Source organism: Streptomyces sp. NPDC001056 (assembly GCF_053598955.1).
In genome coordinates this window covers 20,400-47,315 of record NZ_JBSFLI010000046.1, presented here as the reverse complement: position 1 = coordinate 47,315, position 26,916 = coordinate 20,400, and the positions used below count along the sequence as shown (strand labels likewise).

Sequence of the window (26,916 nt, the reverse complement as noted above, 5' to 3'; positions counted from 1 at the left end):
GGCTGCACACCTACAATCACCACCGCGGACACACCGCACTCAAAGGCCAACCACCCGCCAGCCGCGTCCCCAACCTCTCAAGGCAATACAGCTAGCCGTCCCGTTGCGCCGCCCCGGTGCCCCGGAACGCGGCAAGACCGCGGGCGCCGTACGTCCCTGAAGAACGTACGGCGCCCGCGGTCTCGTACAGGTGCGCCGCGCGGCTCGCCCGCTATGCCGACTTGCGGCTGTCCCGGGGGTGCACGGCGATGTTCATCGCCCCCGAGCGCAGCACGGCCAGGCGCTCCTCCAGGACCTCTTCGAGCTCCTCACGGGTGCGCCGCTCCATCAGCATGTCCCAATGGGTGCGCGCGGGCTTGGCCTTCTTCTCCTCAGGGCCGTCGCCGTCCACCAGAAGTGCCTGGGCCCCGCAGACCTTGCACTCCCACTCCGGCGGGATCTCCGCCTCGACCGAGAAGGGCATCTCGAAGCGGTGCCCCTTCTCACATGCGTACTCCACGGCCTGGCGCGGGGCCAGGTCGATGCCGCGGTCCGTCTCGTAGCTGGTCACCACGAGGCGTGTACCGCGAAGAGCTCGCTCACTCATGAATCGTGCCTCCCGGGCTTGTCGCCCACAGGACAGGTGTCGCTGTCGTCGTCATCCGGTCAACGTCCGGTCGGCGGTAAAGATTCCCGTTCCGGGTCAAGCGTCGCCGTCGTAGCCGCCCCTTGTTCTACCCACAGGCGCCCGGTTTGTCACATCTGCTAGCAGATGTCACCCAGCGTTTCGGCATCTTTGACGCGCAGTAACGGTACGCCTGGCAGGCCAAACGCGTACACTACCGCCCTTTCGTGCCGAGCGCTAAATCGGCGCTAGATCTTCTCCGGTACCGGGTTGCCCGCCGCGGCGATCGCCCGCCGCACCGGGACCCGCGCGAGCAGCGCGAATCCGATGACGAAGAAGGCCACCAGGGAGATGATCGCGGAACGGTAGCTGCCGGTCAGCTGGTACGTCACGCCGAACAGCAGCGGCCCCAGCCAGCTCATCCCGCGGTCGCTGAGCTCGTACGCCGAGAAGTACTCGGCCTCCTTGCCCGGCGGCACCAGGTGGGAGAAGAGCGAGCGGGACAGTGCCTGGCTGCCGCCGAGCACCATGCCGATGCCGCCGGCCAGCAGGAAGAAGTAGACCGGCGCCTTCGCGGGCAGGAAGTACCCGGCGGCGAGCGTGAGCGTCCAGGCCACCAGCGAGCCGAGGACGGTGCGCTGGGCGCCGTACCTCCGCGCGAGACGGCCCATCGCCAGCGCCCCCGCCACGGCGAGCACCTGTACCAGCAGCACCGCGACGATCAGTGTCGACTGGCCGAGCCCCAGTTCCTGGGAGCCGTAGACCGAGGCCTGGGAGATGACCGTCTGGATGCCGTCGTTGTAGATCAGGTACGCCAGCAGGAAGGACAGCGTCAGCGGATGCCTGCGCATGTCCCGCGCCGTCGCGGCCAGCTGCCGCAGCCCGGTCGAGGGGGCGTCCGCCGGCCGGACACCCGCCGCCCGCGCGCGCCGGTCGCGCAGCAGGCGCAGCGGTACGAGGGTGAAGGCGCCCCACCACAGACCCGCCGAGGCCAGGCAGACGCGCACCGCCTGCGCCTGCGTGAGGCCGAAGGAGTCGTGCGCCGAGTACAGCACCAGGTTGGCGACGAGGACCATGGAGCCCGCGCCGTAGCCGAAGGCCCAGCCGCGGGAGGAGACCGCGTCGCGTTCCTCGGGCGGGGCGATCTGCGGCAGGTAGGAGTTGTAGAGCATCGCGCCGACGGCCGCCGCCGCGTTGGCCACGACGAGCAGCACCCCGCCCAGCAGGTACCGGTCGCCGTCCAGGAAGAACATGCCCGCGGTCGCCGCCGCGCCGGTGTACGCCGCCGCGGCGAGCAGCGGCTTCTTACGCCCCGTACGGTCGGCCGCGCTGCCCACCAGCGGCATCGCCACGACGGCCAGGATCACCGAGAGGGACACCGAGTAGGCGAAGAACGACCCCGCCCGCACCGGTATGCCCAGCGGATGCACATAGCCGTCGGCGTCCGCCGCGTGCTCGGCGACCGAGGTGAGGTAGGGGCCGATGAATACGGTCAGGACGCTCGCCGAATAGACGGAGTACGCCCAGTCGTAGAAGTACCAGCCTCGCTGCTGGCGCCTGAGGTCGGCGGTCTCGTCCGCCGCCTCCGCGCGCACGGTGTCGATCCCCATCGTGCCCTCGCTTCCGCTCCCCTGCGAAGGCAAGGGTGGCGGCGTCCGGTCGCTCAGACCCAGACCCCGCGCTCCTCCATGACCTTGCGCAACGTGTCGATGTGATCGGTCATGATGCCATCCACACCGAGGTCCAACAGCCGGTGCATGCGTTCCGGTTCGTTGATCGTCCACACATGGACCTGGAGGCCGCGCGCGTGGGCCGCGCGGACGAAACGGGGGTCGACCACCGGGACGCCCGACTGGGCCTCGGGCACCTGCGCCGCCACGGCCGAGCGGCGCACCGCGGCGGGCAGGCCCCAGGAGCGCAGCCGCAGGTTCAGCACCCCGCGGGTGCCGAAGGAGGTGGCCAGGCGCGGACCGGCCAGCCGCTGGGCACGCAGCACCCGCGCCTCGGAGAACGAGCCCACGCAGACCCGGTCCCAGGCTCCCGTGCGCTCGATCAGGTCCAGCAGGGGACGCAGCGCGGGCTCCGCCTTGATGTCGACGTTCCAGCGGACCTCCGGGAAGGTCTCCAGCAACTCCTCGAACAGCGGCACCGGTTCACGGCCGCCCACCCGCGCCCGCTCGACCTCGGCCCACGGCAGGTCGGCGATGCGGCCCGCGCCGTCGGTGACCCGGTCCAGGGTCGAGTCGTGGAAGGCGACGAGCCGGCCGTCCGCCGTGGCGTGCACATCGGTCTCGATGTAGCGGTAGCCCAGCTCCACCGCGCGGCGGAACTGCGCCACGGTGTTCTCCACCCCGTCGGCGGCTCCGCCGCGATGGGCGAAGGCGAGGGGGCCCGGGTGGTCGAGGTAGGGGTGGCGTATCGCGGTGGTCACCGACGCAGTATCGCCCGCCCGGGTGTCCTTTCGGCAACGATCCTGCTGCCGCCCGATGCCGAGGGCAGGGCGAACACCCGCAGGAAGAACTGGGCCAGCGGGCCGATGGACAGGGCGTACAGCACGGTGCCCACGCCGATGGTGCCGCCCAGCGCGAACCCGGTGGCCACCACGGTCACCTCGATCACCGTGCGCATCAGGCGGATCGAGCGCCCGGTGCGCTGGTGCAGACCCGTCATCAGCCCGTCGCGGGGGCCGGGTCCGAAGCGCGCCGTGATGTACAGGCCGGTCGCCAGGCCGTTGAGCAGAATCCCGGCGAACATCAGCGGCACACGCGCGAGGAGCGAGTGGGCCGCGGGCAGCAGCGCCAGCGTCGCGTCCAGGGACAGGCCGATGAGGAAGACGTTGGAGACGGTGCCGAGTCCGGGACGCAGCCGCAGCGGGATCCACAGCAGCAGCACCGCCGCGCCCACGATGATCGCCACCTCGCCGATGCTCAGCCCGGTCCGCCTCGCCAGCCCCTGGTGCAGCACCCCCCAGGGCTCCAGGCCGAGGCCCGAGGCGACGAGCAGCGCGGAACTCACCCCGTAGAGCGTGAGCCCGACGTAGAGCTGGAGCAATCGGCGTCCTATATGTCCCGGAGTGGACACAAGATACCCCCTGGGTAGTGGTGGTGGCCTGGCGCATGTCACTCTGTGGCTTGGGGGGAAACTCCATCCATGGCCAATCCGGGGAAGGTGGACTGATCTCATGGCGCAGTGGACCTCGGCGGTGGGGGCCGCGCAGCTCGCCCGGCTGCTCAACTCCCAGCAGGAACGGCCGGCCGGTCCCGGCAGCCGCCGCCCGCCCGCCTACCGGGCGCTGGCCGACGGCATCCGGCTGCTGGTGCTCGAAGGGCGCGTCCCGGTGGCCGCCCGGCTGCCCGCAGAACGCGAACTGGCCCTCTCCCTCTCCGTCAGCCGCACCACGGTGGCGGCCGCCTACGAGGCGCTGCGCGGCGAGGGTTTCCTGGAGTCCCGGCGCGGCGCGGGCAGTTGGACCGCCGTACCGGCAGGGAACCCGGTGCCCGCACGCGGTCTGGAGCCCCTGCCCCCGGAGGCCCTCGGCTCGATGATCGACCTGGGCTGCGCCTCCCTGCCGGCGCCCGAGCCCTGGCTCACCCGCGCGGTACAGGGAGCGCTGGAGGAACTGCCGCCGTACGCGCACACGCACGGCGACTATCCCGCCGGGCTGCCCGCCCTGCGCGCGATGATCGCCGAGCGCTACACCGCGCGCGGGATCCCCACCATGCCGGAGCAGATCATGGTGACGACCGGCGCGATGGGCGCCATCGACGCGATCTGCCATCTCTTCGCGGGCCGCGGCGAGCGCATCGCGGTGGAGTCCCCTTCCTATGCCAACATCCTCCAGCTGATGCGGGAGGCGGGCGCGCGGCTGGTGCCCGTGGCGATGGCCGAGGGGCTCGCCGGGTGGGACATGGACCGCTGGCGCCAGGTCCTGCGGGAGGCCGCGCCGCGGCTCGCCTATGTGGTCGCCGACTTCCACAACCCCACGGGGGCGCTGGCCGACGAGGACCAGCGGCGCCGGCTCGTGGACGCGGCCCGCGCGGCCGGCACGGTGCTCGTCGCCGACGAGACGATGAGCGAGCTGTGGCTTGAGGAGGAGCTGGGGGACGGGCGGATGCCGCGCCGGGTGTGCGCGTTCGACCCCGCGGGGTCCACGGTGATCACGGTCGGTTCGGCCAGCAAGGCGTTCTGGGCGGGGATGCGGATCGGGTGGGTGCGGGCGGCGCCGGACATCGTCCGCAGCCTGGTCGCGGCGCGCGCGTACGCCGATCTGGGCACGCCGGTGCTGGAGCAGCTCGCCGTCAACTGGCTGTTCAGCACGGGAGGCTGGGAGCAGGCGGTGGCCCTTCGCCGGGCCCAGGCCCGGGAGAACCGGGACGCCCTGGTCGCCGCGCTCCGCCATGTGCTGCCGGACTGGGAGTTCTCCGTCCCCCAGGGCGGCCTGACCCTCTGGGTCCGCGCGGGCGGCCTCTCCGGTTCCCGCATCGCGGAAGCGGGCGAACGCACGGGCGTCCGCGTCCCGTCCGGGCCCCGCTTCGGCGTGGACGGCGCGTTCGAGGGGTACGTCCGGCTGCCGTTCACCGTGGGGGGAGCGGTGGCGGAGGAGGCGGCGGTACGGCTGGCCGCGGCGGCCCGGCTGGTGGAGACCGGGGGGACGGGCGCGGCCGCGGAATCACCGCGGACGTTCGTCGCGTAGCGCGCCCGGAGCACGCGGCACCGCGGCGCCCCCCGAGAGGGGGACCGCGCGCCGAGCCGCGACCGCCCGCGGCCGAGGAACTGCCGTCGGCCCCCTCACTCGGCCGGTACCGGCTCCGCCGAGGCCGGTTTGGTCAGGTCGATCGGCTGAGCCGGCCGCACGGTCCGCGGCGGCAGGAGATCCAGCACCGCCCGGCGGTCGTCCTCGCTCGTCGCGTCGTCATAGGGGTCCGGTGTCCGCGGCACCTGGAGCCGGTGCACCGGGCCGTGGCCCAGCCGCGCGTACCCCCGACCCGGCGGCACCTGGACCGGCGGGGTCGTGCGCGGGGCGGCGCCCAGTACCGCCTCCAGCTGCCGCGCCGTCGCGGGCCCGAGGGCCACCCGCGCCCGCGTGTGCTGCCGTACCGCGTCGCTCAGCGCGTCGAGGCCGTCGTAGTGCTCGGCGACGACGACGGTGACGTTCGCCGCCCGCCCGTGCCGCAGCGGCACCTGGAGCAGGGCCTGCGGGTCCTCGCGGCCGTCGACCTCCGCGAGGTGCGCGAACACGCTCGGCCGGTCGAAGAGGATCCACAGGGGGCGCCGGGTGTCCGCCGGAGGCGGGTCGCCCGCCTGCCGGGCGAGGTTGATCTCGATGAGTCGCCGTTCGGTCTCCTGCGCGGCCCACGCCAGGCTCGCGAGCGCCCCGGGCAGCGCGCACTCCACGGCCGACACGCCCTCCCGGCCGGTCAGGCACGCGTACTCGCCGGTGCCCCCGCCGTCCACGATGAGGACGTCGCCGTACCGGAGGACCTGGAGGGCCAGCGAACGCAGCAGGGTGGACGTACCGCTGCCGGGCTGGCCGACGGCCAGCAGGTGCGGTTCGGTGGAGCGGGTGCCGGTGCGCCAGAGGACGGGCGGGACGTCGCGCTGTTCGCCGTACGAGTCCCCGTAGTCCCCGAAGGAGAGGGGCAGTGTGCGCTGCACCTCGCTCGGGTCGGTGAAGCCGAGCACGCTCTCCCCGGGCGAGGTCACGAACCGCTGCGCCACGATGTCCGCGGGCAGCGGCGGGAGCGCGGTCACGGCGAGCTGGTTGCCCTCCTCGTCCCACCCGAACCGGTACTCGCGCCCGCGCCCCGCCTTCGCGGTGAGCACCTGCTCGACCCGTGCGCGGGCCTCGGGCTCGCCGTCCGGGAAGTACGCGGGGTAGCGGAGCACGAGCTGTCCGACCCGCCCGCCGTCGTCGAACTCGTGGGCGGGGAACGCCTTCTGCCACTCCCCGCCGTACGCGTACAGCGGCGCCGGGTCCTCGGGGACGGAGAAGTACGGCACCAGTGCCTCGTACAGCGCCCGCAGCCGCTCGGTCCGGGACTCGTCGGGCCCCTCGGACGAGGACGGCGTGCGGTCCCGGCCCAGCCAGGCCGCCGCCGCCATCACGGCGATGACGGCCAGCAGCGGCCCGTACGGCGCCAGCACCACGACCAGGATCACGCAGGCCACCAGGAACAGCAGCGGCCCGCGCCGGTCCTTGGGGGTGGCGGCCCACCGGCGCCGCCCGGCCGAGGCCAGCAGGCGCAGCCCGCGGGAGAGGGTGATCAGCGGATGGAGCACGTCGGTGGCGCTGTCGGCCGCCGTCCGGGCCAGCTCCCGGCTCCGGGCCAGCTGCGTCCGGGCGATCTGCGCGCCGTCCTTGCTCAGAATGCGGGGGAGGGGGCGCCGGGCCACTGCTGTCTCCTGGTGGTGCGTACGGGCGGGACGTGCTGCGGGGCCGGCGTCAGAACTTGATGCCGCCCAGGAGGCTGGCCAGGCTCTCCCCGCCGGCCTTGATGCTCGGGGCGATGGCCGTGCTCGACAGGTAGAACCCGAACAGCGTCGAGACGCAGGCGTGCGAGCCCTTGAGGCCGTCCTTGCGGAAGTAGAGGAACATGACGGTGCCGAGCAGGACGACGCCTGACATGGAGAGGATCATTGGGTGCCTCCTGGTGTCGAGGGGGACAGTCACCATCAGTACTTCCAGGATCACAGAATGTGTCTATACGATAAAGAGCGCAACCGGGTGAATATCGTGACTATTCGCCCGTCCGGTGGGGTCTGTGCGGCCCCGGCGGGACGGGGGACGCGGGGACGACCTCACTCGCCACGATCCTCACGTCGGGCACAACGGGTCATGTGAGGCACGAGCCAGTACCCTTGCGGTTCACCTGAACGGTTGTAATGAGAGGCGGTCCGGCCGATGAGCGAAGCCCCCGACCCCGAGGTCGTGGAGCTGGCGACCAAGATCTTCGATCTGGCCCGGCAGGGGCAGACCGAGGCACTCGTGGCGTACGTCGACGCGGGCGTTCCGGCCAACCTCACCAACGACCGCGGGGACTCCCTGGTGATGCTCGCCGCCTACCACGGCCACGCCGACACGGTGCGCGCGCTGCTCGCCCGCGGCGCGGAGGCGAACCGGGTCAACGACCAGGGGCAGACCCCGATCGCGGGCGCGGTCTTCAAGGGCGGGACGGAGGTCGTCAAGGCCCTCCTGGAGGGCGGCGCCGACCCCGCCGCGGGCACGCCGTCGGCCGTCGACACCGCCCGGATGTTCGGTCGGGTCGACGTCCTCGAACTCTTCGGCGTCAGCTGACGCCGGACTTCTGACCAGCGACGACACGGAAAACGGGGGAGGCGGTACAGGGCCGCCGGAAATACGGTCGCGGCAGCACACACCGCGGGTCATCATGACGACGTGATTCACGGACGCGATGGCTGGGCAGGTGTTGCCGCACCGCGCGGACCGTGATGCGGTCCGCATGGGCCACCGACGAGAGGCAGAGAGAGATGGTCTACAGCAAGCAAGAGACGGCGGGCGCTCCTCCGTTGTGTCACGCGGCCAGGTAGTGCGTGTTCCCCGGTTGCGTCGACGCTTGATGTGAGGCTGTTTCCCATGTTCGATCCGGTCATAGCGCCCAGCGGTACGCTGCTCGGCCTGCTCCAGCGGGGCCGCGGCGACGGCACGCTGCACGCGCTCACCGCCCCCCGCGCGGAGGCGCTCGCGGCCCTGAACCACTGTGTGCTGCGCGATCCCCGCCACGACTGGCAGGTGGAGAACCGCTCCCTGTACTACGCCCGGCTCTTCCTCGACCTCAACGGCGAACTGGACGCCGTCGAGGCGCATCTCTTCGACCCCGAGGACCACCTCGACACCGAGGAGTCCCGCACCGGCCTGGCGCTCGCGGTGCTCGGCCACCTCGCCTCGTACGGCCGCCGCGACGCCCTCGACCTGCTGCGCCGGTACGCCGCGCAGGGCGCCAACTGGGCCTGGGCGCTGGACGAGCTGGCGCTGCGGGACGACGACGCGGGGCTGCGCGCCCTCGCCGCCCCCGTGCTCGCCCGTTTCCCCGCCGACCCCGAGGGCGAGGCCGAGCTGGCTGCCGCCGTGCGCGACGCCTTCGAGCCGCGGCCCTGGCGGCTGTGGGCCGAGGACCCGCGCGAGGGCGTCGGCGCGCGGGTGCGGGCCGCCCACGAGGCCGGATGCTTCGACCGCTGGCAACGGCAGATGCGGCCGACCGGGCCACGCCCCGGCTGGAGCGTGCGCGCCGTCTTCGAGTGGGCCCAGCAGGGCCTCGACCGCGGCGCCGCCCTCCATGTGCCCGCCGCCCGCTGTCTGGGCGCCGTGGCCGGGCCCGAGGACCGGCCGGAGATCGTCCGGGCCGCCCGCACCGGCACCGACGGGGCTCGCTGCACCGCACTGAGGTATCTCGCCGACAGCTCCGACCCCGAGGCGCTCGCTCTGATCGAGGCCGCGGTCGCCGACGGCACCACGGTCGTCGTGGAGGCCGCGGTCGACGCCTTCGAACGCATGCGCAGTATCGCGGCCGTGGACCGCGCGCGGGGCTGGGTACAGCGCCCCGACGCGCTCGGCGCCGCCGCCGGGCGCATGCTCGCCTGCCGCGGCGGCGCCCAGGACAGCCCGCTCGTCCTCGGCGCCCTGCGCGAGGCCGTGCGCGGCGAAGGACCCGACGCGCCCACGCTGTGGACCCTGGTCGACGGCGCCGGACGCCTCGGCATCGCCTGCGCGGCGCCGGTGCTGCGCCACGTCTACCGGGAGACCGCCTCCTCCCACCTCCGCGGCCGCGCCGCCCGCGCCCTGGCCGCGACCGACCCCTCCTTCGCCACCGGCTTCGCCGTCGAATGCCTCTGGGACTGCGAGGAGACGACCCGCGAACTCGCCGCCCGCCACGCCGAGACCGGCGACACCCGCGTCGTCGAACGCCTCCGCCGCCTCGCCGCGGACCCGGCCGAGGAGGACGAGGTCCAGACGGCGGTCCGCAGCCGCTTCGGGCCGGACATGACGGCGGGCTGAGGGGGTACGGCGGGCGCGTGCGCCGCTGTGGCCGCCCCGCCGGGCCCTTTTCGGCGCCGGCGGCACCGGTGCGGGTGCATGCGACGGGCGCTTGTGCGGCCCGGCGCGAGTCGACCCGTGCGCCGGGCCGCACCCTCGGTGCCAGGGCCCGGTCGCACGGGGAGGCACGCGCGGCGGGGCGCGCATCGTGCCGCACGCCGGGACCGAGCGCCCGGTCGTCGCCCTTGCCCACGCGCCAGCACACGACCCGGCTCGCGCACCCGAGGCGCGCCAGGAGCGCACAACCGGCACACCCTCCCCGAGTACCTCCGCACCCCCGCACTTCCGCACCCCGCACCCCCGCGCCCACCGGCTCACCCCAGGCTCCCGAAGAGCGCCTCTCCGGCCCGTCACATGAACGGCCGGTGACCCCCGGACCAGCCGCCCATGACCGCCACCCGACCCGCTCGCCCGCGGAGCACAACGCTCATGGGACGTTCCCCGGGCGGAAAGATCGACGTTGACGCGGCCACGTCCGGCACGGCGACAACACCCGTATGCGTGTCGTCATCGTGACCGAATCCTTTCCCCCCGATGTGAACGGCGTGGCCCACACCGCGCTCCAGACCGCCCGGCACCTCGTAGATCGCGGTCACCACCCGCTCGTCGTCGCCCCCGCCCCTGCTCCCGGCACCGGCCCGGACACGGACGCCCCGTGTCCGGTCGTGCGGACACCGTCCCTCCCGCTCCCCGGCTACCCCCAGGTCCGCGTCGCCCTCCCCAGCCGGCGCCTGGCCGCGGCCCTCGTCTCGCACCGGCCCGATGTGGTGCACCTCGCCAGTCCGTTCGTGCTCGGCGTGCGCGCGATGGCGGCGGCCGCGCGGCTGGGCCTGCCCGCCGTCGCCGTCTACCAGACCGATCTCGCCGGTTACGCCCGCACGTACATGGGCGCCGGAGAGGCCGCCGCCTGGCGCCGCATCCGCTCCGTGCACGCCGCCGCCGACCGCACCCTCGCCCCCTCCAGCGCCGCCCTGGGCGACCTGGAGGCGCACGGGGTGCCCCGGGTGCGGCTGTGGCCGCGGGGCGTGGACACCGTACGTTTTCGGCCAGATCGCCGTGACGAGGAGCTGCGCCGGGAACTCGCCCCGAACGGTGAGCTGATCGTCGGCTACGTCGGCCGGCTCGCCCCCGAGAAGCACGTCGAACTGCTCGCCGGCGTCAGCGGGACGGCGGGCGTCAAGCTCGTGGTCGTCGGCGACGGGCCGAGCCACGCCCACCTGACCGAGGCCCTGCCCGGTGCCGCCTTCCTGGGCCGCCGCACCGGCGACGACCTGGCGCGGATCTTCGCCTCGCTGGACCTGTTCGTGCACACCGGCCCCTTCGAGACCTTCTGCCAGACCGTGCAGGAGGCCATGGCCAGCGGCGTCCCCGTCGTCGCGCCGGCCGCCGGCGGGCCGCTGGACCTGGTCGACCACGGCCGTACCGGACTCCTCGTACCGCCCCACGACGCCGACGCCGTCCGGGACGCCGTGCGCGACCTGGCCGGGGACCCCGCGCGCCGCACCGCGTTCGGGGCCGCCGCCCGCAGCCTGGTCGAGGGCCGTACCTGGGCCGCCGTCGGGGACCGGCTGATCGAGCACTACGAGGACGTGCTCGCCGGGCGCCGGACGGCGGTGGCGGCATGACCGCCCGGCCGCTGCGCATCGTCAGGCTCGCCAACTTCGTCGCACCCGCGTCCGGCGGCCTGCGCACCGCCCTGCGCGAACTGGGCAAGGGCTTCCTCGCGGCGGGCCACGAACCGGTGCTGATCGTGCCCGGCGCCCGGCACACCGACACCGAGACCGAGCAGGGCCGCGTCATCACCCTGCCCGGACCGCTGCTCCCCGGCACCGGCGGCTACCGCGTCCTGACCGACAAGCGCCGCCTGGCCGCCCTCCTGGAGGACCTCGGCCCCGACCGGCTCGAAGTCTCCGACCGCACCACCCTGCGCTGGACCGGGCGCTGGGCCCGCCGGGCGCGCGTGCCCGCCGTGATGGTCTCCCACGAGACCGCCGACGGTGTGCTGCGTACCTGGGGCGTGCCCGACCGCCTCTCCCGGCGGGCCGCCGACGCCCTCAACACCCGTACCGCGCATGTCTACGCACGCGTGGTGTGCACCACCGAGTACGCCGAGCGGGAGTTCGTCCGCATCGGCGCGCGCAACGTCGTACGCGCCCCCCTGGGCGTCGACCTCACGGCCCGCCACCCCGCCCTGCGCGACCCCGGCGTGCGCACCCGGCACGCGCAGGGCGGAGAGGCCCTGCTGGTGATGTGCTCCCGGCTGTCCGTCGAGAAGCGCCCCGGCACCGCTCTCGACGCCCTGGAGGCGCTGGTACGACGCGGACGGCCCGCGGTGCTGGTGGTCGCCGGGGACGGCCCGCTGCGGGCTCGCCTGGAGCAGCGTGCCCGGGAACGGGGGCTGCCGGTGACCTTCCTCGGGCACCTCTCCGACCGGGCCGCGCTCGGCGCGCTCCAGGCCACCGCCGACCTCGCCCTCGCCCCCGGGCCCGCGGAGACCTTCGGGCTCGCCGCCCTGGAGGCCATGGCCTGCGGCACGCCCGTGGTGGCCAGCGCCTCCTCCGCGCTGCCCGAGGTCATCGGGTCCGCCGGGGTGGCCGCGGCCGACCACGGCGAGGCCTTCGCCGACGCCGTCGAACTCCTCCTGGACCGGCCCGAGTCCGAGCGCCGGCAGGCGGCTCGGGCGCGGGCCGAGTGCTTCGGCTGGGGCACCGCCGTGGAGGCGTTCCTCGCCGCCCACGACGCGGGAGTGCCGCGCCGCGGCGACACCCGCCACGGCGTGCCGGAGGGCGTGGCATGAGAACCGTCCGCTTCGTCGCCCTCGGGGACTCGCTGACCGAGGGCGTGGGCGACTTCACCGACGCCGGTCCCCGCGGCTGGGCCGCGCTGCTCGCGCCCTCGCTCGGCGCCGGCGCGGAGTTCACCAACCTCGCGGTCAGCGGCGCGCAGACCCGGGACGTGCTGGAGAAGCAGACCCCGGCCGCCCTCGCCCTGCGCCCCGACCTGGTCGCCGTCGTCGTCGGCGTCAACGACACGCTGCGGCACACCTTCGACATCCACGCGGTCGCCGCCCGCCTCGACCAGGTCTACGCGGCCTGCGCCCGCCAGGGCGCCACCCTGCTCACCGCCTGCCTGCCCGACCCGGGCGCGATGCTCGGCCTGCCGAGCGCCCTGGCCACCCCCCTGGCCCGCCGCCAGCGCGCGGTCAACGCGGTCGTGCACGCCCTGTCCGACCGGTACGGCGCCGTCCACCTGCACGCGGCCGACGGCGGCTGGATCGCCGACCGGAGCCTGTGGAGCGCGGACCGGCTGCACCCCGGCGAACGCGGCCACCGGCAACTGGCCGTGCGCTTCCACGCCCTGCTCACCGAGGCGGGCCGTGCGACGGGCCGGCCCCCGTCCCCCGAACCGGAGTCCCCCGCACCGACCCGCACGGCCGGCCTGCTCTGGCTCGCCACCGCGGGCACGGCCTGGGTGGCCAGGCGCTGCCGGGACCTGCTGCCCCAGCTGCTGGGCCTCGCCGCCGAGGAACTGCGCCACCGCGCCCGGGGCACCACGGCCCGCCTCGACCTGCACACGACGGCCGCCGTGTCCGCCGCCCTGGCCGCCCTGCCGACACCTCGAACCGAACCGGCGGACTCCCGCGGAGGCCAGTTGGAGGTGGGCGTCGGCTGACCCGTCACCGACCCACCGCCGCGAACCGCAGGGGCGTCCCCGGCGCCGCCTGGGCCGCCGCCGGGAGGTCGGCCGCGCGGACCACCGCGATCACCGGGTAACCGCCGGTCGTCGGATGGTCGGCGAGGAAGACCACCGGACGGCCGTCCGGCGGCACTTGTACGGCACCCAACACCATGCCCTCGCTGGGCAGTTCACCGTCCCGGGCCCGTTCCAGCGCCGGGCCCTCGGTGCGCAGGCCGATGCGGTTGCTCGCCGGGGAGACCCGGTAGGCGCGCGCCGTCAGGTCGTACCGGCCGCGCGCCGTGAACCAGTCCGCGCGCGGGCCCGGCGCCACCCGCAGCACGAGTTCCGCGGGCGGGCCCGGCTGCGGGGCGGCGTCCACGCGCGCGGGGGGCCCGGCCGGGCGGCCGAGCGGCAGCACCATGCCCTCGGCGAGCGGGGCCGGGCCGAGGCCGGACAGCAGATCCGTGGCGCGGCTGCCGAGCACCGGCTCCACGGCGATGCCGCCGCGGACGGCGACGTAGCTCCGCACCCCGGCCACCACCGCGCCGACTTCCAGGACCTCACCGGCGGGCACCACGACGGGCGCGCCCCACGCCACCGGGCGGCCGCCGACGGACACCGGGCAGGGCGCGCCGCCGACCGCCGCGGTCACCGTCGAACGGGGGCGCAGCGCACAGCCGTCGAGCGTCGTCTCCAGCACGGCGGCCCCCGGCGGATTCCCGGCCAGCCGGTTGACCAGTGCCGCCGCGGGCGGGTCCAGCGCCCCGGAGCGGGGCACCCCGAGGTGCGCGTACCCGGGCCGCCCGAGGTCCTGCACGGTGGTCAGCATGCCGGGTCGTACGACGACGAGCGCGCGGTCGGTCATGGCCCCTCCATCGGTACGACGATCAGGCCGCCGGTCATGGCCCCTCCACCGGCACGAACCGCACCCGGGTGCCTGGTGACAGCAGCGCGGCAGGTTCGCGGGTGTGGTCCCAGAGCACCGCGTCCGTGGCGCCGATCAGCTGCCAGCCGCCCGGCGAGGTGCGCGGGTACACCCCCGTGTACGGCCCCGCGAGCGCCACCGAGCCGGGCGGCACCGCCGTGCGCGGGGTGGCCCGGCGCGGGACGTCGTAGCGGGCCGGGAGCCCGGTGAGATAGCCGAAGCCGGGCGCGAAGCCGCAGAAGGCGACCGTGAACTCGGTGCCCGCGTGGATGCGGACCACCTCGCGCTCGGGCACCTGCCAGTGCGCGGCGACGGCGGCGAGGTCGGGGCCGTCGTAGCGCACCGGGATCTCGACCAGGGCGGGTGCCCGGGGCGACGGCGAATCCCTGACCGGGGCGGTCAGTTCGGACATCCAGCGGGCCGGGTCGGACAGCCCGTCGAGCAGGACCGAGCGCGCGGCCGGCACGATCTCGCGGACGGTCAGCGCGCCCTCGGCGCGGCGCCGCAGCAGCGCCGCGTGCAGGGCCTGCGCCTCCTCGGCCGAGGCCACCTCGACCAGCAGCGCGTCCTCGCCGACCGGCAGCGCCCTCATGCGAAGGCCTCCACCCGGACGCCCGCCGCGACCAGTTCGGCCCGCACCCGCCGGGCCAGCGCCACCGCGCCGGGCGTGTCGCCGTGCAGGCACAGTGAGCGGGCGCGCACCCGGACGCGCGCGCCGGAGTGCGCGGTGACCACGCCGGAGCGCGCGAGCCCGACCGAGCGCCGTACGACCGCCTCCGGGTCGCTCACCACCGCGCCGTCCCGGCCGCGCGGCACCAGTGCGCCCTCGTCGGTGTACGCGCGGTCCGCGAACGCCTCCGGCACGGTCGGCAGACCCGCCTTCCGGGCCAGCGCCAGCAGCCGGGAGCCGGGCAGGCCGAGCACCGGCAGCGCGGGGCCGGCGAGGAGGACGCCGTCGATCACCGCGCCCGCCTGCTCCTCGTCGTGCGTGACCCGGTTGTAGAGCGCCCCGTGCGGCTTGACGTACGCCACCCGGGCCCCGGCGGAGCGCGCGAAAACCTCCAACGCCCCGATCTGGTAGGCCACTTCGGCCGCCAGTTCGGCGGGCGGCACCTCCATCGCGCGCCGTCCGAACCCGGCAAGGTCCCGGTAGGAGACCTGGGCGCCGATCGTCACCCCGCGCTCGGCGGCCAGCACGCACACCCGGCGCATGGTGGCCGCGTCCCCGGCGTGGAAGCCGCAGGCCACGTTGGCGCTGGTGACGACGGACAGCAGCTGTTCGTCCTCGGTGAGCCGCCAGCGGCCGAAGCCCTCGCCGAGGTCGGCGTTCAGATCGATCGCGGTCATGGTCGTTCCCGTGTCTCCGGTTCATCGCTTCGTCGGTTCACTGGTTCGTCGGGCCGATCCGCCTTCGGACTGTCCGCCGGCGCGTCGGTCCTCCGGCCCGTCGGTTCGACGGGCCGTCTCCGGTACGGCGGTGTCAGTCGACGCCGACCAGCCGGTACTGCTCGTCGCGGGCGTCGGTCAGGAACATCTGGCCCGGGGCATGGGTGATAGCGAACGGCGGCCGGGAGGCCATCACCGCCGCCTGGGGGGTCACGCCACAGGCCCAGAACACCGGGATGTCCCCGTCCGCCAGGACCACCGGATCGCCGAACTCCGGCCGGTCGAGGTCCGCGATGCCGAGGCCCGCCGGGTCCCCGCAGTGCACGGGACCGCCGTGCACGGCCGGCAGCAGGCTGCTCTCGCGGATCGCGGCGCCCAGGCGCTCGGGCGGCACCGGGCGCATGGACACCACCATCGGACCGCGCAGCCGGCCCGCCGGGCGGCACGGGCGACCGGTGACGTACATCGGCACGTTGCGGCCCTGCTCGACATGGCGGATCGGCACGCCCGCCCGGCTCAGCGCCCACTCGAAGGTGAAACTGCAGCCGAGCAGGAACGCCACCAGGTCCCCGCGCCAGTAGGGGCGCGCGTCGGTCGGCTCCGCGATCAGCTCGCCGTCCTGCCACACCCGGTAGCGCGGCAGGTCGGTGCGCAGATCGGCGCCCTCGGCGAGCACCGTCACCGGGGAACCGGCGTCGGTCACGTCGAGCACCGGGCAGGGCTTGGGGTTGCGCTGGCAGAACAGCAGCATGTCGTAGGCCCAGTCCGCGGGTACCGCGATCAGGTTGGCCTGGGTGTGCCCGGCCGCGACCCCGGCCGTGGGGCCGGCCAGACCCTGGCGGAACCGCTCCCGCGCGGTGCGCGGGCTCCAGGCTGACGCGCGCTCGTCGAGCGTGGTGACGGGTCGGTCCTCGGCGCGCTGTGTCCGTGTCATGCCAGTTCCTTCCCGCGCGTCTCGGGCAGTCCGAGCAGCGCCAGTGCCGCGATCCCGTAGCCGACCGCGCCGAAGGCCAGGGCGCCGCCGACGCCCCAGCTGTCGGCCAGGAAGCCGACCAGGGTGGGGAAGACCGCGCCCACCGCGCGGCCCGTGTTGTACGTGAAGCCCTGTCCGGTGCCGCGCACCGCCGTCGGGTACAGCTCGCTGAGGTAGGAGCCGAACCCGCTGAAGATGGCCGACATGCAGAACCCGAGCGGGAAACCCAGCACCAGGAGCACGGTGTCGGCCCCCTGCGGGATGTGCGCGTACGCCAGCACGCACACCGCCGACAGCAGCGCGAACAGCCAGATGGTGGCGCGCCGGCCGAGCCGGTCGGTGAGGTGTCCGCCGGTCAGGTAGCCGAGGAACGCGCCGGAGATGAGGAAGGCGAGGTAGCCGCCGGTGCCGACGACGGACAGGCCGCGGTCGGACTTCAGGTACGTCGGCACCCAGGTGGCCAGCGTGTAGTAGCCGCCCTGCACACCCGTGGACAGCAGGCTCGCCAGCAGCGTGGTGCGCAGCAGGCCGGGGGTGCCGGCGCGGCCCGGCCGGAAGATCGCGGTGAACGAGCCGCGGCGCGGGTCCTGTTCGCGGGCGGCGAGGGCCACCGGCGCGTCGTGCACCCGGCGGCGCAGCCACAGCACCAGCAGCGCGGGCAGCGCGCCGGTCCAGAACATCACCCGCCAGGCCAGGGCGTCGCCCGCGAAGGAGAAGACCAGGGTGTAGACGACGGCGGCCAGCGCCCAGCCGACCGCCCAGGAGCTCTGGACCGCGCCGAGGGTACGGCCCCGGTGGCGGGCGGAGGCGTACTCGGCGACCAGGATCGCGCCGACCGCCCACTCGCCGCCGAAACCGAGGCCCTGGAGCGCCCGGAACAGCAGCAGCGTCTCGTAGTTCGGCGCGAAGCCGCAGGCCACGGTGAAGACCGCGTAGGTGAGCACCGTGATCACCAGGGCGCGGACCCGGCCCACCCGGTCGGCGAACACGCCCGCGAGGGCGCCACCGACCGCGGAGACCACGAGCGTGACGGTGGTGAACAGACCCGTCTGGCCGCTGTCCAGACCGAAGTACGCGGAGAGGGCCACCATGCTCAGCGGCAGCGTGAAGTAGTCGTAGGAGTCCAGGGCGTATCCGCCGAAAGCTCCGGCGAACGCGCGCCGCCCGTGCGGGCCGAGGTCGCGCAGCCAGTCGAACACGCCGTCCGGCCCGGCCTGTTCGACCGGGGGCGCGGTGGCGGGAGGAGGGGTCGTGCTCATGGGCACCTCGCATAAGGGGACGGAGGGTGCGGTGGAGTGAGCCGTGTCGAGCACCGTAGAGGATCGTTCAACGATCCTTCAATACCCGTGTTGTTTCGTTCCGTTGACTGCGATTGAATTCCGGCATGGCAGAGCAGCTGGCGGGACTGGCCGACGACCGCGCCCTCCTGGGCCGTACCAGCACGGCGGAGAGGGTCTCGGACATCCTCAGGAGCCGTGTCGCGGACGGGTACTTCCCGCCCGGCACCCGGCTGTCCGAGGACAGCATCGGCGGGGCGCTCGGCGTCTCCCGCAACACCCTGCGCGAGGCGTTCCGGCTGCTCACGCACGAGCGACTGCTGGTCCACGAGCTCAACCGGGGCGTGTTCGTCCGGGTCCTCAGCGTCGAGGACGTCGAGGACATCTACCGCACCCGCGCCCTCGTCGAATGCGCCGTCGTGCGCGGCCTCGGCGAGCCGCCGTACCCCCTGCGGGGGATGGCCGAAGCGGTCGCCGGGGGCGAGGCGGCGGCCGCCGAGGATGACTGGAAAGCGGTGGGTACGGCCAACATCCACTTCCACCGGGAACTGGTCGCCCTCGCCCGCAGCGAACGCACGGACGAGCTGATGCGCAGCGTCTTCGCCGAACTCCGCCTGGCCTTCCATCTGGTGGACGACCCACGCCGGCTGCACGAGCCGTACCTCGCCCGCAACCGCCGGATCCTGCGCGCACTGGAGGCGGGGGAGCGGGACGGGGCGGAGGGGTTGCTGGAGACGTACCTGGCCGACTCGCTGGAGCGGGTGGTGGAGGTCTACCGCCGCAGGGTGGGCGAGGAAAGCGCATCGTGAGGGGCGCGGGGAACCGCGCGAGCGACCGTGACCGGCCGGCGGCCGAACAGCGACGATCCGTGCTCCCGGAGCTTCCCGTTTGGGTAGATGTCAGACCCAGGACCTAGTCTGTGCTCCGTGACTTCCGAGACCGCTCCGCCGCAGCTCAGCGCAGCGCACCGCCCCGCGCAGGGACCTGCCGCCGACGAGGGCCTGGCCCGTCGGCTGCGCGCGCTCGCGTGCACGGCGCCGCTGCACGACCTGGACGCGCGCAAGGGCAGCCTCGCCGGTGAGTACTCGGTGTACGGAATGGCCGAGGTGGCCCTCGCCGCCATCGACCTGGTCACGCTGAACATGGACTTCGACACCGGCGCCGACCACGAGCAGATCGTCGCCCGGCTGGTCCCGCGCATCGCCGCCCAGGCCCCGCACCGCCCCGCCGCCGAGCACGAGCGCGTGGCCCGCTGGGTCCTGGAGAACCTGATCAACGTCGGCAGCGTGGACCGCGGCTTCCGCGCCGTCTACGGCACCTTCGCGGCGGACGGCACCTATGTCCGCCGCGACTACGACTTCAAGCTGATCGAGGAGGTCCCGGGCCCCGGCGGCACGGTGTACCTGCGGACCACCGACGAGGCGGTCAACGTCCTGGTCGGCGCCCTCGACACCGACGTCACCAGCGCCCAGATCGCCGCCGAGGTCAAGCTGGAGGTGCTGATCAACCGCGGCCGGCTCGCCGACGCCCAGCTCGCCGCCGAGCAGGCCCGCTACCGCACGGTGCAGTACTCCGAGACCCTGCGCCGCGCCCTGGAGGCCACCCGGCGCAACGTGCGCGCGGTCGACTGGCTCAACGCCGTACCCGACATGATCGCCGAGGCCCTGGACCACGTGGCGGACCGCTACCGCCACGAGAACGCGATCCTCACCAACATCCGCAAGGCCCGCGACGAGACCGAGGAGCCCGAGCACAAGCGGCGCGCCGCCGAGCTGGTCGACATCGTCAAGGACTGCATCCGCCGGCACACCCAGCTCCAGTCCCGGCTGCTGGAGGCGGGCCCGCTGTTCCGCGCCGAACAGGACCGGCAGGCCTTCGCCGCGCCCGCGAGCACGTCCGGCATCGACCTGTACGGCCATCTGGTCGCCCCGGTGCTGCCCCTCCCCGTCGAGCAGGCGACGCGGGTCACCGACGCGTTCTTCGCCCGCGGCACGGGCCTGCGCACCCCGGTGTCGGTGCGGGTCGCCGACCTCGTGGACATCCTGCTGACCCCGCCCGTGGAGCGCGAGCACCTGGGCGCGGAGATGCCCGAGCCCGACCTGATCGCGACGCCGGACGACAGCCGGTTCAGCGAGGAGCAGCTGGCCGCCGCGATGGAGCTGCTGGACCTGCCGGCCGACGCCCCGCGCAGGCTCTCCGGGCTGCTCGCCGAGGCCCGGCGCACCGGCGACCCCGACCTGGCCTACCTGGTCGCCCTGCTGTCGGTGCACGCGGCCAGCCCCGCCGTCGGCACCGCCTACCGGCAGGGCGAGGAGAAACTGCTGTTCGCCGTGGACGACGGCACGGAACTGGACGACCCCGAGTTCGGCGGCGCCGACCTCATCGTGGGCATGGCGCTGCTGGACGCGGCAGGGATGGCGGCGGACCGAGCAGCATGAGCAGGACAGAAAGCGACAAGGAGCCGAACCCGTGAGCGAGCACGTCGAGTGGAGTGACACCGAGGCCCCGGCCCCGTCGGCCACCGCCGCCGTCACCCCCGCCGACGCCGCCGACGCGGCGCGGCTCGTCGCCTACGGGCTGCAGCCCAAGCTGCAGCCCGCCCGCGACCAGGACTACACCGAACTGCTGCGCCGCTACCGCGAGGACCCCGCGTTCGCACGGCTCGCCGACGCCGTCGCCACCGGTCTGGGACTCGTCGTCCTGGAGGTGTCCCCGCGCGCGGGCATGGCCGTGACGGCCGCCGAGGACTCGGTGTTCGCCGTCCGCATGGGCGACTACGCGCGTCGCACCACCGCCGACTCCGGCGACCGCTTCCTGCACGGACTCGCCCATCTCGCCGTCGCCGCCCTCGCCTTCCCGCGCCCCGAGGACCTGGCCGACGACGGCTACATCGGCCGCGTCACCGTCAACGGCGTCGACGCGTTCGTCCGGCAGGCCTGCCGCCGCCTGGAGGAGCGCGCCGAGGCACAGGGCGAGAACACCGACCCGGCCACCGACGCGCCCGGACTGGAGGCCGCCTGGCGGATCTGGGCCAGACGCAGCGCCACCGGGGCCACCAAGGACGCCCGCCGGCCCGCCTCCTCCACCACCGGCATCGTCGCCAAGGCTCTCGCCTTCCTCACCGACTCCGGCTTCCTCCAGCGCACCGGCGACGAAGGCGGCGGCACCTACCGCACCACCGCCCGCTACCAGCTCCAGGTCCGCGACATGGCCGGCACCGCCGCCATGGCCGAACTCCTCGAACTGGGCGTGGTCCCGGTGACCGACGGCACCGCCAGCCTGCTGCCCGCGGAGGACACCGACGACCTGGACCTGGTGCCCGACGCGGGCCTCCCGTTCCACTCCTGACGCGCCCAGCGCCCTCGAACGACCGCACCTTCACCAGACTTACGAGAGTCCGCCATGTACGAGCTGTCCCGGGTCCGCCTCTACTCCATCGGGCCCGCCGGTGCGCGCTACGCCGACACCGTGCTTGACCTGCGGGGCGTGGGCGAGCCCGTGCCCGATCCGGCGCCCACGCAGGCGGAGTTCTTCGCGGAGGAGCCGTCCGGGCCGCCGCGCCGCCCCGCGCCCGCGGGCGTGCTGTTCCTGGAGAACGGCGGCGGCAAGTCCGTGCTGCTCAAGCTGATCTTCTCGGTGATGCTCCCCGGCCACCGCAACACCCTCGGCGGCGCCAGCTCCGGCGTGCTGCGCAAGTTCCTGCTCGCCGACGACTGCGGCCATGTCGCCCTGGAGTGGCAGCACGTGCAGACCGGCGAGTGCGTGGTCGTCGGCAAGGTCAGCGAGTGGCGCGGCCGCCAGGTCTCCAACGACCCGCGCAAGTTCGCCGAGGCCTGGTACTCCTTCCGGCCCGGCCCCGGACTCAGCCTGGACAACCTGCCGGTGGCCGAGTCCACCGCCGTGCGGCCCGCCGCCGAGGGCGCCTCGGGCGCGCAGGGCCGCCGCCGCACCATGAAGGGCTTCCGCGACGCCCTCACCGAGGCCGGCAAGGCCTACCCGCACCTGGAGGTGCACTGGGAGGAGATCCACGAGCGCTGGACCGAGCACCTCGGCGACCTGGGCCTCGACCCCGAACTCTTCCGCTACCAGCGCGAGATGAACGCCGACGAGGGCGAGGCGGCCGGACTCTTCGCGGTCAAGAAGGACTCCGACTTCACCGACCTGCTGCTGCGCGCGGTCACCGACACCCGGGACACCGACGGCCTCGCCGACCTCGTCAGCGGCTTCGGCAACAAGCTCGGCCGGCGCGCCGAACTCATCGCCGAACGCGACTTCACCGCCGGCTCGGTCGACCTGCTCGGCCGGATCGTGGAGGCCGCCGACGCCCGCGGCCGCGCCCGGGACATCCACGCCGGGGCCGAGCGCCGAACCCGCACCCTCGCCCGGCGGCTGTCCGCGCGCGCCGTCCAGGAGCGGATCCGGGCCGCCGACCTCGCCCAGCGGGTCACCGCCGCCGCGTACGCCGTCACCCACTCCGAGGGCGCCCGCGGGCGCAGCTCCCTGGTCGCCGCCGAACTCGCCTACCGGCACGCCTCGTTGGCCCTCGCCGCCGCCGAGAAGGCCGCCGCCGCGCAGAAGCGCGAGCTGGCCGACGCGCGCACCCTGCACTCCGCCTGGCAGGCCGCCGAGGCCGTGCTGCGCCACCGCGCCGCCGCCGACCGCGTCGCCCGCGTCTCCGCCGCCATCCAGGAGGCCGAACGGGACGCGGCCCCCGCCCTCGCCGCCCGCGCCAAGGCCGCCGTGGACCTCGTACGGGCCCTGCACGCGGCCGCCGAGAACGCCGAGAACCTGGCCAACGAGGGGGAGGAGCGTTCCGCCGCCCTCCAGGAGGCCGGCGACTCGGCCTACCGCGACTCCACCACCGCCGCCACCGAGGCCCAGCGCGCCCGCAGCGAGGCCGGACACCTGCGCCAGCGGCTCGCCGAGGTCGAGCAGGAGACCGCCGAGGCCGTCCGCGCCGGCTGGCTCGACGACAGCGCCCCCGACGCCGACCCGGCCCGCGCCGCGCTCGCCGCGAGCGACGCCGAGAAGACCACCGTCGCCGCCTGGGACACCGCCCGCGAGGCCGCCCGCACGGCCGCCGAGCACGCCCGCGAGACCGCCGCCGCGGAGTCCCGCGCCGAACTGACCGCGGCCCGCGCCGCCGACGCGGCGACCGCGGCCGAGCGCGCCCACGAGGCCGAACGGCGCCTCGCGGACGCGCTGGCCGCCGAGGAGCGCCTCGCCGAACTCCTCGGCCTGCCCGGTACGGCAGCCCGCGCGGGACTGCCCGCCCAGCGCACCGACGCGTCCGGCGGCGCCCCGCGTCCCGACCGGGACGAGATGCCCGGCGGCCCCCTCACCGCCGCCGAACTCGACCGCTACGCCGACGAACTGCGCGAACTCCTCGACGACGCGGTCGCCACCGCCGAACGCCAGCTGTTCGACCTGCGCACGGCCGCCGCCGACGACGCCCGCATCCTCGGCGCCCTCGGCGACGGCGGACTGCTGCCGCCGGGACCCGACGTCCTGGCCACCGTCGAGTTCCTCGGCGAGCACGGCATCCCCGCGCTGCCCGGCTGGCGCTATCTCGCCCAGTCCGTCGACCCCGCCGACCACGCCCGGGTGCTCGCCGCCCGGCCCGAACTGGTCGACGGCGTCATCATCACCGACCCCGACACCCACGCCCGGGCCCGTGAGGCGCTCGCCGACGCCGCCCTGCTGCCCCGCTCCGCCGTGGCCGTCGGCACCGCCGCCGCCTTGCTCGCCCCGACCCCCGCCGAAGGCGCCACCCCCGACGGCGTGTTCCTGGTGCCGCCGAACCCGGCCATGCACGACGAGCACGCCGCCGACGAGGAACGCCAGGCCCTGCGCGCCCGCGCCACCGAGCGCGACGAGGAGATCCGGGCGCTCGCCGCCCGGCTCGGCAAGGACCGCGAACTCGCCGCCCGGCTCGCCTCCTGGCGGACCGGCTGCCCCGCCGGGCGCCTCGCCGAGCTGGCCCGCGCCGCCGAGGAGGCCCGCGCCTTCGCCGAGGAGTCCGAGGCCGAACTCGCCGAGGCCCGCACCCTGCGCGCGGAGGCGGAGGAGACCGCCGCCGAGGCCACCCGGCTCCGCGACGAACGCCAGGAGGCCGCCCAGAAGGCCCGGCGCGCCGCCGACGCCCTCGCCGGACTCGCCTTCCGGCTGCGCGAACGCGCGGGCTGGCAGGCCCGGCTGCGTGAACTCGCCGACGAGGCGGCCGAGTCCGAGGCCCGTGCCCAGACCTGTCTGGACCGCGCCCGCGCCGCCGACGAGGACCGCCGCGCCGCCCAGCGCGCCGCCGACGACGCCCGCCGCACCGCGCGCGCCCTGCGCGCCGAGCGCTCCGAGATCGCCGGTGCCCCCGACGACGTACCGGTCGAGGACACGGACGCCCCCAGGGCCTCCCTGCCCGCGCTGCGCGAGGCCTACCGGGCGGCGTCCCAGGTGTACGAGAAGGTCGGCGTCGGCGCCGACCTGCGCGCCGAGCAGGCCCGCGCGGAGAGCGACGAGAGCGCCGCCCGCGCCGATCTGGACCGGCTCAGCAACAAGGTGCGCACCCGTGCCGAAGCGCTCCTTGAGTCGCCCGACGGCTCGGACGGACCCTCCCGGCAGGCGGCGGCCGCCCGCGCCGAGGAACTGGTGCAGCTGCTGGAGACCCGCATGTCCACGGCGAGCGAGCAGCTCGGCCGGCTGCGCGGCGAGGCGGAGCGGCACGCCCCCGAGGACGGCGAGGCGCACACCGAGCTGCCCGAGGACCTGGTGCCCCGCGACGCCGGGCACGCCCAGGCGCTGCTGCGCACCGCGACCACCGAACTCGCCGCCCGCACCGAGGCGTTGGCGCAGGCCAGGGACGCCCACGGCGAACTGCTGGCCGCCCACCGCGCCGCCGAGGACGCGGCCGGCGGCTTCGACGAGATCGCCGCGATGCTCCGCGACCTGCTGCGCGAACACGCTCCCGAGGAGGAGCAGGAGGAGCCGGAGCCGTACCCGGGCAGTCTGGAGGAGGCACGGCAGTCGGCGGCCGAGGCCCGTCGTTCGCTGCGCGGCTGCGCCGCCGACCTGTCCGCCGCCGAGTCGGGCGTGCGCGAGGCGAGCGACGTGCTGGTCCGGCACGCCAACTCCACGCGCTACGAGCAGGTCCGCACCCCCGCCCGGCAGCAGATCCGCGAGCTGCCCGCCGCCGCGCTGCCCGAGCACGCGCAGAAGTGGGCCGACGCCTTCGCCCCCCGACTGCGGGTCCTGACCGACGAGTTGGCGCAGCTGGAGCGCAACCGCGACTCGATCGTGGACCGGCTGCGCGGTCTCGTGGAGTCGGCGCTCGCCACCCTGCGCTCCGCCCAGCGGCTGTCCCGGCTCCCGGAGGGGCTCGGCGAGTGGTCGGGCCAGGAGTTCCTGCGCATCCGCTTCGAGGAGCCCGACCAGGCGACGCTCACCGAACGACTGGGCGAGGTCATCGACGAGGCCACGCGTGCCGCCGTCAGGAAGAACTCCGACCTGCGCCGCGACGGCATGTCCCTGCTGCTGCGCGGCGTCGGGGCGGCCCTCCAGCCCAAGGGCGTGGCCGTCGAGATCCTCAAACCGGACGCCGTGCTGCGCGCCGAGCGGGTCCCCGTCGGGCAGATGGGCGACGTCTTCTCCGGCGGCCAGCTGCTCACCGCCGCCATCGCCCTGTACTGCACGATGGCCGCGCTGCGCTCGAACGACCGGGGCCGCGACAAGCACCGGCACGCGGGCACGCTGTTCCTGGACAACCCGATCGGCCGCGCCAACGCGACCTACCTGCTGGAACTCCAGCGCGCCGTCTCCGACGCCCTCGGCGTCCAGCTCCTGTACACCACGGGTCTGTTCGACACCACCGCCCTGGCCGAGTTCCCCCTGGTCATCCGCCTGCGCAACGACGCGGACCTCAGGGCCGGCCTGAAGTACATCAGCGTGGAAGAACACCTCAGGCCCGGCCTGCCCCAGCAGCCGCAGGCGGGGGAGACGGTGCACAGTGAGATCACGGCGACGAGGATGTTCAAGAAGCCGGCGGTGAACGCGTAGGGGGCGCGGCGATCCGCGCGCTCGACCACGGGGCGCGCGGTTGTCCGGCGGAGGGTCAGAAGCCGTATCCCATGCGGCGGGACAGTTCCCTGCCCGCCGCGACCGTCCGCCGGGCGACCTCCGGCAGACGGTCCGGGTTCAGGCGGTAGACCGGGCCGGAGACGCTGATCGCCGCGATCACCTCGCCGTCGTGCGCCCGCACCGGCGCGGCCACCGCGGCGAGACCGGGTTCCAGCTCCTCGACCGTCACGCCGTAGCCCTGCTCGACCACGGTCGCCAGCTCGGTCCGCAGCATCGCGGCGCCGGTGGCGGTGCGCTCCGTGAACCGGTGCAGCGGCCGGGCGAGCAGGCCCTCGCGCAGGGCGGGCGGCAGGTGTGCGAGCAGCACCTTGCCGCTGGAGGTGGCGTGCAGCGGGGTGCGACGGCCCAGCCAGTTCTGCGCGGCCACCGAGGCCGTGCCGCGGGCCTGCATGATGTTGACGGCCGCGTCCTCGTCCAGCACCGCGATGTTCACGGTCTCGCCCAGCTCGTCGGCGACCTCGCGGCAGACCGGGACGCCCTCCTGGGAGATGTCCAGCCGCACCGCCGCGGCCCCCGCCAGCCGCAGGACGCCCGCCCCGAGGCGGTACTTGCCGCGGTCCTTCGCCTGCGCCACCAGGCCCCGGTTCTCCAGGACGCCGAGCAGCCGGAACGCCGTGGACTTGTGCACGTCCAGCTCCGTGGCGATCTCGGTGACGCCCGCCTCGCCGTCCCGGGCGAGGATCTCCAGCACGCTCACCGCGCGGTCCACCGACTGCACCGCACCGGCCGCTCCCTGCTTGCGCGCCTGGGCCATGGCTCGCTCACCACCTGTCGGCAGGTCCGGAATCGTTGCGCACAGCGCGTCCGTGTGCGCCATACGAAATTTCATCGTACCGAAGGCCCCGGTTCCGGAAGGGCGCCGACGAGGCCGGGGCGGGAGGGGCGGGACGGGAG

Annotated in this window: 22 protein-coding genes; 10 read left to right on the top strand and 12 right to left on the bottom strand. The window is 74.8% G+C overall.

The window, feature by feature from the left end; all coding sequences use genetic code 11:
• Positions 1-211: 211 nt before the first annotated feature.
• From ACWDD7_RS34180 to yczE, 4 genes are all read right to left on the bottom strand, one after another.
• Entirely contained in the window at positions 212-586 is a 375-nt protein-coding gene (locus ACWDD7_RS34180) for an RNA polymerase-binding protein RbpA (protein ID WP_003977404.1), read from the bottom strand.
• A 266-nt stretch (positions 587-852) separates the two neighbouring features.
• Positions 853-2,214, bottom strand: coding sequence for an MFS transporter (locus tag ACWDD7_RS34175; RefSeq protein WP_351869159.1), 1,362 nt, complete (start codon positions 2,212-2,214; stop codon positions 853-855).
• Between the two features lie 53 nt (positions 2,215-2,267).
• Positions 2,268-3,035 carry a glycerophosphodiester phosphodiesterase gene (locus ACWDD7_RS34170; protein ID WP_351869156.1) on the bottom strand — a complete coding sequence of 256 codons (768 nt, stop codon included), beginning with the start codon at positions 3,033-3,035 and terminating at the stop codon, positions 2,268-2,270.
• Entirely contained in the window at positions 3,032-3,655 is a 624-nt protein-coding gene (gene yczE, locus ACWDD7_RS34165; RefSeq protein ID WP_450460249.1) for a membrane protein YczE, read from the bottom strand. The genes ACWDD7_RS34170 and yczE overlap by 4 nt, the downstream gene beginning before the upstream one ends.
• 130 nt (positions 3,656-3,785) lie before the next feature.
• Here yczE and ACWDD7_RS34160 point away from each other — a divergent pair, with 130 nt between their 5' ends.
• Positions 3,786-5,297 carry an SCO1417 family MocR-like transcription factor gene (locus ACWDD7_RS34160; RefSeq protein WP_392218285.1) on the top strand — a complete coding sequence of 504 codons (1,512 nt, stop codon included), beginning with the start codon at positions 3,786-3,788 and terminating at the stop codon, positions 5,295-5,297.
• A gap of 95 nt (positions 5,298-5,392) precedes the next feature.
• On the opposite strand, the gene ACWDD7_RS34155 is transcribed toward ACWDD7_RS34160, so the two are convergent.
• A complete protein-coding gene (locus ACWDD7_RS34155) occupies positions 5,393-6,997 on the bottom strand; it encodes a hypothetical protein (RefSeq protein WP_450460248.1) in 1,605 nt (534 codons plus the stop codon).
• Between the two features lie 49 nt (positions 6,998-7,046).
• The gene (locus tag ACWDD7_RS34150) at positions 7,047-7,241 is read right to left on the bottom strand and encodes a hypothetical protein (protein WP_285560985.1); all 195 of its coding nucleotides are present in this window, start codon (positions 7,239-7,241) and stop codon (positions 7,047-7,049) included.
• Between the two features lie 264 nt (positions 7,242-7,505).
• Between ACWDD7_RS34150 and ACWDD7_RS34145 the strand changes: the two genes are divergently transcribed.
• The 5 genes from ACWDD7_RS34145 (at position 7,506) to ACWDD7_RS34125 (ending at position 13,328) form a co-directional block, all read left to right on the top strand.
• Positions 7,506-7,898, top strand: coding sequence for an ankyrin repeat domain-containing protein (locus ACWDD7_RS34145; RefSeq protein WP_450460247.1), 393 nt, complete (start codon positions 7,506-7,508; stop codon positions 7,896-7,898).
• A gap of 300 nt (positions 7,899-8,198) precedes the next feature.
• Positions 8,199-9,617, top strand: a complete 1,419-nt coding sequence (locus tag ACWDD7_RS34140; protein ID WP_351869140.1) for a HEAT repeat domain-containing protein — start codon at positions 8,199-8,201, stop codon at positions 9,615-9,617.
• A gap of 536 nt (positions 9,618-10,153) precedes the next feature.
• On the top strand, positions 10,154-11,281 hold the full coding sequence (locus ACWDD7_RS34135) for a glycosyltransferase family 4 protein (RefSeq protein ID WP_351869137.1): 1,128 nt from the start codon (positions 10,154-10,156) through the stop codon (positions 11,279-11,281).
• On the top strand, positions 11,278-12,453 hold the full coding sequence (locus ACWDD7_RS34130; protein WP_351869134.1) for a glycosyltransferase: 1,176 nt from the start codon (positions 11,278-11,280) through the stop codon (positions 12,451-12,453). Before ACWDD7_RS34135 ends, ACWDD7_RS34130 begins: the two co-directional genes overlap by 4 nt.
• The gene (locus ACWDD7_RS34125) at positions 12,450-13,328 is read left to right on the top strand and encodes an SGNH/GDSL hydrolase family protein (protein ID WP_450460246.1); all 879 of its coding nucleotides are present in this window, start codon (positions 12,450-12,452) and stop codon (positions 13,326-13,328) included. Before ACWDD7_RS34130 ends, ACWDD7_RS34125 begins: the two co-directional genes overlap by 4 nt.
• A gap of 4 nt (positions 13,329-13,332) precedes the next feature.
• On the opposite strand, the gene ACWDD7_RS34120 is transcribed toward ACWDD7_RS34125, so the two are convergent.
• From ACWDD7_RS34120 to ACWDD7_RS34100, 5 genes are all read right to left on the bottom strand, one after another.
• Positions 13,333-14,199 carry a 5-oxoprolinase subunit C family protein gene (locus ACWDD7_RS34120; RefSeq protein WP_450460245.1) on the bottom strand — a complete coding sequence of 289 codons (867 nt, stop codon included), beginning with the start codon at positions 14,197-14,199 and terminating at the stop codon, positions 13,333-13,335.
• Between the two features lie 34 nt (positions 14,200-14,233).
• Positions 14,234-14,851 carry a 5-oxoprolinase subunit PxpB gene (gene pxpB / locus ACWDD7_RS34115; RefSeq protein ID WP_450460244.1) on the bottom strand — a complete coding sequence of 206 codons (618 nt, stop codon included), beginning with the start codon at positions 14,849-14,851 and terminating at the stop codon, positions 14,234-14,236.
• Complete coding sequence (locus ACWDD7_RS34110) at positions 14,848-15,606, bottom strand: LamB/YcsF family protein (RefSeq protein ID WP_450460243.1); 759 nt, start codon at positions 15,604-15,606, stop codon at positions 14,848-14,850. The genes pxpB and ACWDD7_RS34110 overlap by 4 nt, the downstream gene beginning before the upstream one ends.
• A 133-nt stretch (positions 15,607-15,739) precedes the next feature.
• Positions 15,740-16,579, bottom strand: a complete 840-nt coding sequence (locus ACWDD7_RS34105) for a putative hydro-lyase (protein ID WP_450460242.1) — start codon at positions 16,577-16,579, stop codon at positions 15,740-15,742.
• Positions 16,576-17,877: an MFS transporter gene (locus ACWDD7_RS34100; protein ID WP_351869116.1), complete on the bottom strand. Its 1,302-nt coding sequence runs from the start codon at positions 17,875-17,877 to the stop codon at positions 16,576-16,578. Before ACWDD7_RS34100 ends, ACWDD7_RS34105 begins: the two co-directional genes overlap by 4 nt.
• Before the next feature lie 125 nt (positions 17,878-18,002).
• On the opposite strand from ACWDD7_RS34100, the gene ACWDD7_RS34095 reads away from it, so the two are divergent.
• The 4 genes from ACWDD7_RS34095 to ACWDD7_RS34080 all read left to right on the top strand — a co-directional run bounded on the left by ACWDD7_RS34095 (position 18,003) and on the right by ACWDD7_RS34080 (position 25,941).
• Positions 18,003-18,704 carry a GntR family transcriptional regulator gene (locus ACWDD7_RS34095; RefSeq protein WP_351869113.1) on the top strand — a complete coding sequence of 234 codons (702 nt, stop codon included), beginning with the start codon at positions 18,003-18,005 and terminating at the stop codon, positions 18,702-18,704.
• A gap of 117 nt (positions 18,705-18,821) precedes the next feature.
• Positions 18,822-20,333 (top strand): hypothetical protein, encoded by a 1,512-nt coding sequence (locus ACWDD7_RS34090; protein ID WP_450460241.1) that lies wholly within the window; start codon positions 18,822-18,824, stop codon positions 20,331-20,333.
• Positions 20,334-20,364: 31 nt separating this feature from the next.
• Positions 20,365-21,243, top strand: a complete 879-nt coding sequence (locus ACWDD7_RS34085; protein ID WP_450460240.1) for a hypothetical protein — start codon at positions 20,365-20,367, stop codon at positions 21,241-21,243.
• A gap of 54 nt (positions 21,244-21,297) precedes the next feature.
• The gene (locus ACWDD7_RS34080; protein WP_450460239.1) at positions 21,298-25,941 is read left to right on the top strand and encodes a hypothetical protein; all 4,644 of its coding nucleotides are present in this window, start codon (positions 21,298-21,300) and stop codon (positions 25,939-25,941) included.
• Positions 25,942-25,996: 55 nt separating this feature from the next.
• Here ACWDD7_RS34080 and ACWDD7_RS34075 read toward each other — a convergent pair whose 3' ends face one another.
• Positions 25,997-26,776, bottom strand: coding sequence for an IclR family transcriptional regulator (locus tag ACWDD7_RS34075; RefSeq protein WP_450460253.1), 780 nt, complete (start codon positions 26,774-26,776; stop codon positions 25,997-25,999).
• Between the last annotated feature and the right edge of the window lie 140 nt (positions 26,777-26,916).